The 11159-nt window shown below is 58.4% G+C and carries 11 protein-coding genes; 8 read left to right on the top strand and 3 right to left on the bottom strand.

The window, feature by feature from the left end:
- Positions 1 to 7 precede the first annotated feature (7 nt).
- The gene (locus LARV_RS14165; RefSeq protein WP_075074242.1) at positions 8 to 652 is read right to left on the bottom strand and encodes a zinc ribbon domain-containing protein; all 645 of its coding nucleotides are present in this window, start codon (positions 650 to 652) and stop codon (positions 8 to 10) included.
- A 143-nt stretch (positions 653 to 795) separates the two neighbouring features.
- Between LARV_RS14165 and LARV_RS14160 the strand changes: the two genes are divergently transcribed.
- The 3 genes from LARV_RS14160 to LARV_RS14150 all read left to right on the top strand — a co-directional run bounded on the left by LARV_RS14160 (position 796) and on the right by LARV_RS14150 (position 2631).
- Entirely contained in the window at positions 796 to 1740 is a 945-nt protein-coding gene (locus tag LARV_RS14160; protein ID WP_201785926.1) for an aldo/keto reductase, read from the top strand.
- Positions 1741 to 1806: 66 nt separating this feature from the next.
- A complete protein-coding gene (locus LARV_RS14155; RefSeq protein WP_075074241.1) occupies positions 1807 to 2004 on the top strand; it encodes a PspC domain-containing protein in 198 nt (65 codons plus the stop codon).
- A 72-nt stretch (positions 2005 to 2076) separates the two neighbouring features.
- Positions 2077 to 2631, top strand: coding sequence for a hypothetical protein (locus LARV_RS14150; protein WP_075074240.1), 555 nt, complete (start codon positions 2077 to 2079; stop codon positions 2629 to 2631).
- Between the two features lie 33 nt (positions 2632 to 2664).
- Here the strand turns inward: LARV_RS14150 and LARV_RS14145 are convergent, their stop codons facing one another.
- Positions 2665 to 3456 (bottom strand): segregation and condensation protein A, encoded by a 792-nt coding sequence (locus tag LARV_RS14145; RefSeq protein WP_075074239.1) that lies wholly within the window; start codon positions 3454 to 3456, stop codon positions 2665 to 2667.
- Between the two features lie 172 nt (positions 3457 to 3628).
- Here LARV_RS14145 and moaC point away from each other — a divergent pair, with 172 nt between their 5' ends.
- The 5 genes from moaC to smc all read left to right on the top strand — a co-directional run bounded on the left by moaC (position 3629) and on the right by smc (position 10392).
- Positions 3629 to 4117 carry a cyclic pyranopterin monophosphate synthase MoaC gene (gene moaC / locus LARV_RS14140; protein ID WP_075074238.1) on the top strand — a complete coding sequence of 163 codons (489 nt, stop codon included), beginning with the start codon at positions 3629 to 3631 and terminating at the stop codon, positions 4115 to 4117.
- Positions 4118 to 4140: 23 nt separating this feature from the next.
- Positions 4141 to 4842: a molybdenum cofactor biosynthesis protein MoaE gene (locus tag LARV_RS14135; RefSeq protein WP_075074237.1), complete on the top strand. Its 702-nt coding sequence runs from the start codon at positions 4141 to 4143 to the stop codon at positions 4840 to 4842.
- A gap of 3 nt (positions 4843 to 4845) precedes the next feature.
- Positions 4846 to 5949 carry a pyridoxal-phosphate dependent enzyme gene (locus tag LARV_RS14130; protein ID WP_075074236.1) on the top strand — a complete coding sequence of 368 codons (1104 nt, stop codon included), beginning with the start codon at positions 4846 to 4848 and terminating at the stop codon, positions 5947 to 5949.
- Positions 5950 to 6031: 82 nt separating this feature from the next.
- Complete coding sequence (gene rnc / locus LARV_RS14125; RefSeq protein WP_236709982.1) at positions 6032 to 6754, top strand: ribonuclease III; 723 nt, start codon at positions 6032 to 6034, stop codon at positions 6752 to 6754.
- Between the two features lie 32 nt (positions 6755 to 6786).
- Complete coding sequence (gene smc, locus LARV_RS14120) at positions 6787 to 10392, top strand: chromosome segregation protein SMC (RefSeq protein ID WP_075074235.1); 3606 nt, start codon at positions 6787 to 6789, stop codon at positions 10390 to 10392.
- A 71-nt stretch (positions 10393 to 10463) separates the two neighbouring features.
- Here the strand turns inward: smc and LARV_RS14115 are convergent.
- Positions 10464 to 11159, bottom strand: a 696-nt coding sequence (locus LARV_RS14115; RefSeq protein WP_201785925.1) for a peptidylprolyl isomerase, incomplete at its 5' end; no start/stop codon positions are given.

Here is an 11159-nt window from a genome sequence, read left to right as displayed (position 1 = left end):
GGCTTGATTATATTTTTGTACCGCATTCCCCGCAGAACTTTGCGCCCGGTTGGAGTTTGGCGCCGCACTTGGGGCATTTGTCGTCGAATTTTACCTTTGCGCCGCAGCTTGGGCAGAATTTGGCGTTGGTCGCCAGGGGTTCGTTGCACTGCGGGCAGGTGGCGCGGATGGTCTCCCGCCAATTGCCTTCCGCCAGCTTCTTGTCTTCTTCGGCCATCGCGGCGTGCGCCCAGACTTCCTCCACCGAACGCGAAGCCTGAGCAGCGCTCATTTCGACTCCCAGGTCCGGTGCGCATTCCTTGCACAAACCGCGTTTGTTATTCCAGCAGCTCTTCCTGCAAACCCAATTTTGGCAGCGCGGGCACTGGACGAAATTCGAGCGGATTTCACGGCAGGCGCTCACGAAGGCATCATCGTGGGCCTTTTGCCAGGCCGACGAGCGGACCGATTCGCCGACCGAGGCGGCGCTGGAAAATACACCCCCGAATAAATTGGATGCGGTATTGAGCACATTGGCGATGTTCCCCGTTGTCCAGGAGACAAACGTTGTGCGGTGGCCTGATCCGCAACGGTCACAGTAAAATTCGAATTGAAAACCGTTGTCGGTGCTGAGGTCGTTGTAATTGCGGCTAAATTCGATGGTTTCAGACATGCGTCTCCTCCAGAATGGTTGACGGGCATATTATAACGTAGTCTTCAAGAAAGATGCTCCTGCCATGGATTAGATATTAAAATCCTGCAATCCTTCTGGCCGCATGTGTATAATAACAAGGATAGTCTGTCTAGGAGGACTGCATGACTGAAGCATTGCCGGAGCGTCATCCTGTGTTGCAGGGTGTCGAGTATATGGTGGGTACGTGGGCCTGGGGGGACCGGTACCTGTGGGGATACGGTCAGGAATATGGGCGACCGGAAATCGAAGCGACATTCGAGATGTGCTGTGAAAACGGTACAGTTTTTTTCGACACGGCGGAAGTGTACGGGCAGGGGAAATCGGAACAATTGCTGGGTGAATTCATCAAGGAAATCCCCTGCAATTTTCGCATAGCCACGAAGTTCATGCCCTATCCGTGGCGGCTGGGGCGCGGGTTTCTGCTGCGCGCGTTGAAGGCCAGTTTAAAACGCCTGGGGGTGGAACGGGTGGACTTGTACCAGATCCACCAACCCATGCCGCCCCTTCAACCCGAGGTCTGGATGGACGGCTTGGTCGAGGCTTTGCATGCGGGCTGGATTTCGGCGGCCGGGGTCTCCAATTATTCGCGGGCCTGGATGGATCGCGCCCAAAACGCTTTGATCCGTTCCGGTTTTCGGCTGGCCGCAAATCAGGTGGAATACAGCCTGCTCAACCGCGAGATCGAGAAGAACGGCCTTTTGCAGCACTGCCAGCAGCAGGGAATCACGGTCTTGGCCTACAGTCCGCTGGCGATGGGCGTGCTGACCGGAAAATATTCTCCCGAGAAACCGGTGCGGGGCATCCGCTCGGCCATGTACAGTCAGCGCACGCTGGCGCGCATCAAACCCTTGATCCAGTTGCTTTATAAGATCGGTTCCGATCACGCCGGCAAGACGGCCGCCCAGGTGGCGTTGAACTGGGTGATCTGCAAAGGCGCGGTCCCGATTGCCGGGGCAAAGACGCCCGGGCAGCAGCAGCAAAATACCGGCGCCCTGGGCTGGCGGCTGACGGAGGATGAAGTTGCCCGCCTGGACCAGGTCAGCGACCAGGTTGCTAAAGAAAAATAGGCATTGCAACGCGATAAAGGAATCTGCGTATATAGAGTGTGATCGTTCAAAAGGAGATGAATATCCATGAATAATAACACACGAAATGCCTTACGCAGGTCCCGCACCGACCGGGTGATTGCTGGTGTTTGCGGCGGGTTGGGCGCGTTCTTCGGTATCGACCCGGTCTGGTTTCGACTCGGTTTCTTGGTAACATTCTTGCCCGGCGGTGTGCCCGGGCTGCTGCTGTATTTGATCTGCTGGATCATCATTCCATCGGAGTAAATCGACGATTGTTTACCCGACTTTTGGAACCCGCCCTTTCCGAAATGGGGCGGGTTCTTTATAATTGGTCCCATGAATGAAAAGCAGCAAACTCAATTTCTTCAATTTCATGCCATCAATGAATTCATGCTCCCGGAGTACCGGCAGCAGGTTTTGACTCAGGTGATGTCGAACCTGGAGTCGCTTCCAGCGGATCTTCGTTCGCGTTTGAACGGGCAAATCCGTCAGTTGGTCAAAGTGCCGGGTTTTCGTAACAGCAGCCTGGCGCCCGTGCAGGTCAAAGCCCGTTCCGCCGTTCAGGCATTCGAACGCAGCCCACAGTTTGCCGCCAATGTGCTGGCCGCCTGGAGTGAATTGAACATCGAATTGCGCCAGCAGATCTTCGACTTCTTGACGGCCCGCGGCTGGACGATCTTACCGTTGGACGCCGACCGCACGAAATTGCCCGGTTTTTTGACGCGCTGGCCGAAGGCGGAACAGTTCGATATGCTAGACGAAACCTTCCGGTCTTTGCACCCGGAGACGACCCACAGCAAGGATGATATCAGCCTGATGGCGGTCTGGTTGAGCACCCGGCTGCCTTACGAGTTGGTCGATCAGGTGGACGAAGAAACAAAGGCGCAGTGATCACAAACGCGGAGGAAATTTCCTCCGCGTTTGTTATTCTGTGAATTCGATTTCTGTATCGACATCCGCCGAAAGATCGCCCTGGGGTTGAATGGAAATATCCCCAAACAGGTCATCCTGGCGGGCTTCGACGATGCGGCGCTTGATCAGTTCGAGCATGGCCAGGAAGGTGACCACAACTTCTATCCGGGTCGAATCCGGCGCAAGAATGGATCGGAAGGTGGCCTGGCCGGCCCGACGCAGGATTTCGAGCAATTTGGTGATCTTTTCGCGGATGGTGACGCGCGGCATGGTGACCACCTGGCTGAGCGGCGCCAGCATATGCTGGCTGTGAAACACGTCCCGTGCAGCCTGAAGCAGGTCGGCCAGCGTGACCCCGGTCAAATCGACGTGAGCAGGCAGGTTGACCTTGGGGGGCGGCGCCATGCGCAGGTAGGTGTGTAAGCCAGCTACATCCTGTTTATCGAGGTACACAGCCAGCTCTTTGAAGCGTTTGTAGAGGATCAACTGTCTGGCCAGGGCTTCGCCGTCGTCCTCAGGAGTTGCTCCGGCCAGGTCCAGGCTGGGACGCGGCAGCAGGGCGGCGGATTTGATCTGCACCAAGCGCGCGGCGATGACCAGAAAGGCGGACACTTCCGCGGCGCTGCGGTCTTCCAGCTTATGCAGATAGGCGAGATATTGATCGGTGACCTGGGCCAGAGCCAGCCGGGTGATATCCAGCTCCGCGGATTCGATCAATTCCAACAACAGGTCCAACGGTCCCGCATAGACTTCCGTGGAGATCGTGTATCCTTCGGTTTGATGCTCGGCTACCTGGAGACTCACGCTGGCTATTATAGCAGAATTCGTCACGATCCTGCCGACCGGATTTTAGGACCCCGAAACCCACGAAATAATGAGAACAATTCGCGCGATCGATGGATGATGGTTGGTTCACGATCCGCCGGATCGATTTCCAAATTTCTAAAATGTTTTTTGAACAGGGTATAATAGCGCTATGCCAGAAAGAGAACACAAATTAACCCATATCGATGAAACCGGCAGGGCGCACATGGTAAACGTGGCCGCCAAGCCTGAAACCGAACGCACGGCCATCGCCCGCGGCGAGGTCGTCCTGAAACCCGAAACCGTCGCTTTGATCCGCCAGGGTTTGATGAAAAAAGGCGATGTGCTGACGGTCGCGCAGTTGGCCGGCATCATGGGCGCCAAGCGGACGTCCGAATTGATCCCGCTGTGCCACCCGATCCCGATTCACCAGATCAGCGTGGACCTGGAACTGGATGACGCGCTGCCGGGAGTCAAGATCAGCTCGCGCGTGGTGACGATCGGCAAGACCGGCGTGGAGATGGAGGCGCTGACCGCCGTATCCGTGGCCGCGCTGGCCGTTTACGATATGGTTAAGGCCGTGGAGAAAACCGGGCGCATCCAGAATATTCGTCTGGTCGAAAAGCACGGTGGAACCAGCGGCGACGTGATTAACGAGTAAAGAAAGATAGAGAAATTCAAGGCATGGAAATTCAAGTCCTCTTTTTTGCACATTTCAAAGAGAAAGCTGGAACTCCGAAGGTGACACTAAACCTGCCGGATGGCTCGACGGTGGGGGCGTTGAAAGCCACCCTGGCCGGCCAGTTTCCTGGTACGGCCCAGCTTATGGGTAATTCGGTCGTATCGGTCAACCAGCATTTCGCCTTTGACGGCGACAGGATCCCGGACGGGGCGGAAGTCGCAGTATTTCCGCCGGTGTCCGGCGGCAGCGGTCTGCCGACAATTTTACACATCACGAACGATGTGCTGGACCTGAACGACCTGGTTCAGCAGGTCACGCTCCCGACCACCGGCGCGGTGGCAGTATTTACGGGCGTGGTCCGCGGCAGCACGCTGCGGGGTCAGGCGCATGAGACGGCTCGGCTGGAATACGAAGCCTACAAACCTATGGCTGAAGCCAAAATGGCGCAGGTGGCCGAGGAAATTCGGGAACGCTGGCCGGCCGTGGAAGGGATCGCGATCGTCCAACGGGTCGGGTTATTGGACCCCGGCACGCCCACTGTGCTCATTGCCTGCTCAGCGGCGCACCGCGACACGGGCTGTTTCGAGGCGGCGCGTTACGGCATCGACCGTTTGAAAGAGATCGTCCCGGTGTGGAAAAAAGAGATCGGGCCGGACGGCGAGGATTGGGTGGCGGGTAAATACCAGCCCCAAAAAGGCGATTGAGCCATGCTGAGTGTCATCCACTGCACATCCTGTTTTCATCCCTACCCAGCCAGTGGCGTCCCTTACCGCTGCCCGGACTGCGGCGGCATTTATGATTTCGCGACTCCGCCGGACTTCGATCCGGATCAGGTCGATCGCAGCCTGCCCGGAATGTGGCGTTATCGGAGTGCATTCGATTTGCCCGCCGCGGCGCCGTTGGTCAGCCTGGGTGAAGGCCTTACGCCGCTGTTGTGGGACGAATTCGAAGGACAAAAGATCGGTTTCAAACTCGAATATTTAAATTCCAGCGGGTCGTATAAAGACCGCGGCAGCGCGGTGCTGGTCAGCCAACTGCTGGCGCGCGGCGTGCGGGAGGCCGTGGAAGATTCCTCCGGCAACGCCGGGGCATCCTTTGCGGCGTACGCGGCGCGGGCCGGGCTGCGGGCGCGGGTGTATGTGCCGGAATCGGCTTCCGGCCCCAAGCGGATTCAGATCGAACGCTACGGTGCCGAATTGCGTCCCATTCAGGGACCGCGGTCCGCGGCGGCGCAGGCTGTATTGGAAGAGGCTCAGCGGGGCGTGCCTTATGCCAGCCATGCCTATCTTCCATTTGGATTGGCCGGCATCGCCAGCATTGCCTATGAGCTCTGGGAGCAGGCCGGTGTGGTGGGTTCGATCCTCGCGCCGGTGGGGCACGGTGGGCTGCTGCTGGGCCTGGTGCGGGGTTTTGCGGCCTTGAAAAATCGCGGCCTGATCGAACGCCGGCCCTATTTCGTCGGGGTTCAGGCGGCCGCCTGCGCGCCGCTGGTGAACGCTTTCGAGCATGGAATGGAGGCCATCGACGCGACCCGGGAAGGGCCGACGGTAGCCGAAGGCGTGCGCGTGAGCCGTCCGGTGCGCGCGGAAGCCCTGTTGAATGAGATTCCGCCGGCGGATGGGACCTTCCTCGGGGTGGCGGAAGAGAAAATCCTTCCGGCCGCCAGCGAGCTCGCCCACAAAGGCATTTATGTCGAACCAACTTCTGCCCTGGTTTGGGCCGCTTTTAAGCAATTATCGGGTAAAATACCTGAGCCGGTCATTCTGATTCTGTCAGGCTCCGGTTTCAAAGTTCAACCAATCCATTCTTGATTTGTGAACTGATGGATCGCAAGCTACCTGAACCAGAACCGGTTGAGGTGGCTGGCGACCCCTGAGTTCCGGGGAGGAACCCGTGGACAATTCGCCCAATTCGGTGGGTGTGCGTGAAACACCGCAAGAACTTGCTGCCCGCTTGAATTTGAAATTTAACGACTGGCTCTTATTGAGCCGGGCATTGACGCACCGCTCCTATTTGAATGAACATTCAGAGGCGTTGGAGGATAACGAACGGCTCGAATTCTTGGGCGACGCCGTTCTGGATTTCGTCGTCGGGGCCTGGCTGTACAACCGCTACCCGGAGATGCACGAGGGTGACCTGACGCGAATGCGCTCGGCGCTGGTCCATACCGAGCAATTGGCCGAGTTCGCCAAGCAGATCAACCTGGGTGGGGCGATGCGCCTGGGACGCGGTGAAACCGCGGCCGGCGGACGCGAGCGGCCAGCCCTGTTGTGCGATACCTTCGAGGCGGTGATCGGCGCCATTTACCTGGATTCGGACCTCGATGGTGTCATGCACTTTATCGAGCCCCTGCTCGAGGCCTCGTCAGATGACATCCTGGCCAACCACAAGAATGAAGATTCCAAAAGCATGCTGCAGGAATGGGCGCAATCGCAGGGCTTTCCGGCGCCGCAGTACATCACCCGCAGCGCGACCGGTCCGGATCATTCCAAGATGTTTTCTGTGGACGTGCTCATCACCGGTGAGGTGAAGGGCAACGGAATGGGACACAGCAAACAGGCCGCCGCGAAGGCCGCCGCGCAAAATGCATTGAAGCAATTGGGGCTGGTAGAGTAAGCCGGGACCCATCTTTTATCATCAGGAGTTGCATGACCTCTCGGCTAAAGAAACTTGAACTGCATGGGTATAAAACATTCGCCAGCCGGACGTTATTTGAATTTCCGGGACGAATTACCGCTGTTGTCGGGCCGAATGGTTCGGGCAAATCGAACATCGCCGATTCGCTGCGCTGGGTGCTGGGAGAGCAATCCTACAGCCTGCTGCGCGGCCGAAAAACCGAGGACATGATTTTCTCCGGCTCGGAATTCAGGCCCCGAGCCGGCATGGCTTCCGCGGCGATTGTCTTCGACAATGAAGACGGCTGGTTGCCCATCGATTTTTCCGAGGTTGAAATTACGCGCCGCGCGTATCGCGACGGGAACAATGAATATCTGCTCAACGGGCAACGCGTGCGCCTGAAGGAGATCTCCGAACTTCTCGCGCAGTCCGGCCTGGCGGAACGCACTTACACCATCATCGGCCAGGGCCTGGTGGACGCGGCATTGTCGCTCAAACCGGATGAACGCCGGCGCTTCTTCGAAGAAGCTGCGGGCATCGGCCTGTACCGCAGCCGGCGCGAGGAATCGCTCAACCGGTTGGACCAGACCCGCCGCAACCTGGAGCGCGTGCTGGACATCCTCAGCGAATTGGAACCCCGCCTGAAAAGCCTGGAGAAGCAGGCCCAGCGCGCCATCGAATACGACCGCATCATGGCCGACCTGCGCGTCTCCCTGCGCGAATGGTACGGCTTCCACTGGCACCGCGTGCAACGCGACCTTTCCCAGACCCGTGAAACCGTACGCGCCCAGGAAACCCGGCTTGGTCAGGCGCGTGAGAAGTTGTCCGGCGTGGAAGGAAAATTAAACGCAGTTCGGGCCCAGCTCCAGCAGGTGCGCGACCAATTGAACGGCTGGCACGGCCAGTCAGCGGAGCTGCACAATCAACGCGAGCGCGTCAGCCGCGGGCTGGCTGTGCTGGATGAACGCCAACGCGCGCTCGTCGAGCAAAGCAATACCCTGGAAGCCGATCTGGCCCACCAGGAGGAAGAGGAAAAGTCGCGCCAGAATCGTCTGGACGGCCTGATCCTGGAGGAGGAACGCCTGCAAACCGAACTGGCCGATGCGCGCTCCCAGGTCGAAGCGGCCCGGAAGGCGCTGTCGGCTCGCCAGCGCGAACGGGAGGCGATTGAACAGAAATTGCGGGATGCGCGCCGCCAGATGGCGGGAGCGGAAACCCGCCAGGTTCAGTTCAAGGCCCATCAGGACGAGTTGCAAAACCGGGTCGCCAATCTGCAGCGCAATCGCGAAGGATTGTTGAAGACGATTGAGACGCTTGAGAACACCCTTCACCAGGCGCAGGTCAAACAATCGCAGGCCAAGGGCGACCGCGACCGCTCCGAAACCAATCTGCATGCGGCCGAAGAAACCCAACAGCAGCACCAGCAGCGGTTGGGCGAACTCGAAGCCAATCGGAAACGTTATCAAGATCAGCGGGCGCATTTCGAAACCGAGCGGTTGCGTTTTGCCGCCCAGATCGATGTGCTGGAGCAGGCTGAACGCTCCATGGCCGGCCTGAATCAGGGCGCCAGAATGCTCCTGCAGGCCGTAAACCAGAAGAAGTTGAACGGCAAATTTCGCGCTTTGAGCGGACTGCTGGATGTGCCGGCCGAATACGAATCCGCCATCGCCGGCGCGTTGGGCGAACATCTGGATGCCATTCTCATCGAAGCCGGCACGGACCCCGAAAGCGCTCTGGAATATCTGGAAAAAAATGAGAACGGTCGGGCCGAACTGCTGCCGATCGATTGGGTCAAAACCCCCAAGGATTTGGCCGATCTGAAGGATGAGGATCTGATCGGCCTGGCCAGTAAATTGGTCAATGCACCTCAAGAATTGAAACCGGCCGTTCACCTGTTGCTGGGGCAGGTGTTGGTATCGCGCAGCCGCGCCGGCGCGCGCCGCCTGGCAGCCAACCTGCCGCCGTACGCGCGCGTGGTCACCCTGAAAGGCGAGGTGTTCTCCGGAAACGGCAGCATCGTGGCCGGACGCGAACCGCGCGCCAGCGTCATCGGCCGCCCACGCCAGAAACGGGAACTGCAGGACGCCCTGGCCGACGCCGAGAAACAGCTCACCGAGGCCAAGGAAGCCGCCCAGCGGTTCGATGAAGCCCTGGCGCGCGAAAGGTCCCTGCAGGAGGAGATGGATCGAGCCGTTCGCCAGGCCGGGCAGGAATTGAATCAGTCCAACCAGGTACTGCAGCAGGCCACATTGGAACACGAACAGGCTCGCCAGCGCCGGGATTTCCAACGCGGACAGGTGAGCGGTCTGGAAGATCAGATTCGGCGTTCGGATGAAGAATTGAAGCAGTCCGGCGCGAATTTGAAGAAGATCGTAACCGAGATCGAAAGCTTCAACGAACAGGTGCGCGAACACAGCCGCGCCCTGGCCGGGTTACCGATGGATGAACTGCAAGAACAGGTCTCTCACTGGTCGACGAATGCGGCCGTAGTCGAACGCGCCCTCAAGGATACCTCGCGCCGCCTGGACGAATACCAGCAGGCGGTGGATACCGGCCGCAACCAGCAGAAGGCTTTACAGCAGCGAAAAGTGGAATTGCAGACCGCGCTCGGAAAACTGGACCAGGAAAAGGCCCAGTACCATCAGGACGAAAACCGGATCAACGCGGCCATCGAGGCCCTGCAGCAACAAATCGAGCCGGCTGAAAAGGCCCTGACGGGCCTGGAAAAGCAATACAGCGACCTGCAGGGAGACCAGATGGCCGCCCAGCAGGGCGTCTCGGTGGCGGATCGGTATTCCACCCAGGCGCAGTTGGAAATGACACGCGTGAGCGAATCCATTGAGTCGCTGCGCCGACGCATCGAGGAAGATTTCGGTCTGGTGGCGTTGGAATATACGGGTGAGAATGTCGGGCCTACGCCCCTGCCGCTGGACGGCATGGTGCAGGAACTGCCCAAGGTCAACGAGCTCTCCCCGGAACTGGAAGACACCATCAGCCGCCAGCGGGCTCAGTTGCGCCGCCTGGGCGCCATCAACCCTGAAGCGCAGGCGGAATATCATTCGGTCAAGGAGCGCTATGACTTTCTGACCAATCAGGTCGGGGATTTGAAAAAAGCCGACCAGGATTTGCGCGAGGTCATCACCGAACTGGATGAATTGATGCGCCGGGAGTTCCGAAAGACCTTCGACGCTGTTGCGATCGAATTCAAGGAGATGTTCACCCGGCTGTTCGGCGGCGGGTCTGCGAAATTGATTTTGACAGACGCTGAAAACGTGGCCGAGACCGGCATCGATATTGAGACGCGCCTGCCCGGAAAACGCGAACAGGGACTCTCCCTGCTCTCCGGCGGCGAGCGCAGTCTGACCGCCGTTGCACTGATCTTCTCGTTGCTCAAGGTTTCACCGACGCCGTTTTGTGTCATGGACGAAGTGGATGCCATGCTGGATGAAGCCAACGTGGGCCGTTTTTGTGACCTGCTGCGCGAACTGAGTGAGACCACGCAGTTCATCGTGATCACGCACAACCGGAATACGGTCCAAACTGCGGATGTCATCTACGGCATCACCATGGGACGCGATTCGGCCAGCCAGATGATTAGTCTGCGGTTGGACGAACTCAGCGAAGACATGGTTCACTAAAGCCATATTGATAACAACAAAAAACGGAGCCTGTATTTTCAGGCTCCGTTTTGTCTTCTAGATCAACGATCTTAGCTGGCGGGAACGGTCGGTTCGGTGGGAACGAGTTGTTTCCAAAGGTCGAAGGTTTCGATCTTCTTGTTGGCTTTGATGCCATCCAACCATTTCGTCCAGGTGCTCTGCTTGAGTTGATCGAGCATGGAAGCGGTCAGCGGTCGTTCCTGTTCGTGATCGACCAGCTGGATGATGTGATAGCCGCTATCGGATTTAATCGGCTGGCTGATCTCGCCCACTTTCATCGAAAAAGCAGCGTCTTCGAAGGCAGTCTCCATGACGCCGCGCGGGAACCAACCCAGATCTCCGCCGTTGTCTTTGTTGGCGGTATCCGTGGAAACCTCAGCCGCAATCGCATTCCAGCTTTCGCCTTTGTTCAGGCGGTCCAGCACGGCTTTGGCTTCATCTTCCGTGGCGACCAGGATGTGACGCGCCCAGACCTGTTCCTGAATCGGGGTGATATCGGCGGTAACCTTCTCGTACATTTTCTTTTGGATCAGGTTCGCCCGATACAAATCCCGTAAGGTGCTTTCAGGAATTTTGACATCCGAAATCGTCTTCACATAATCGCTGTACAACTGCTTGTACCCATCCATCGTTACCGGTGTGGAAGTTGGATAAGGGGTGATGGTGGGTTCGGTAGTCGGAGTGGGACCTTCGGTGGGGGCTGCGGTCGCGGTGGGAGCAGCGGTGGGAGTCTCCGTGATGGCCGG

The sequence above is a fragment of the Longilinea arvoryzae genome (genome assembly GCF_001050235.1).
Classification (GTDB): domain Bacteria; phylum Chloroflexota; class Anaerolineae; order Anaerolineales; family Anaerolineaceae; genus Longilinea; species Longilinea arvoryzae.
The sequence above is the reverse complement of the archived record's forward strand: the minus strand, read 5'-3'. Positions and strand labels throughout refer to the sequence as shown.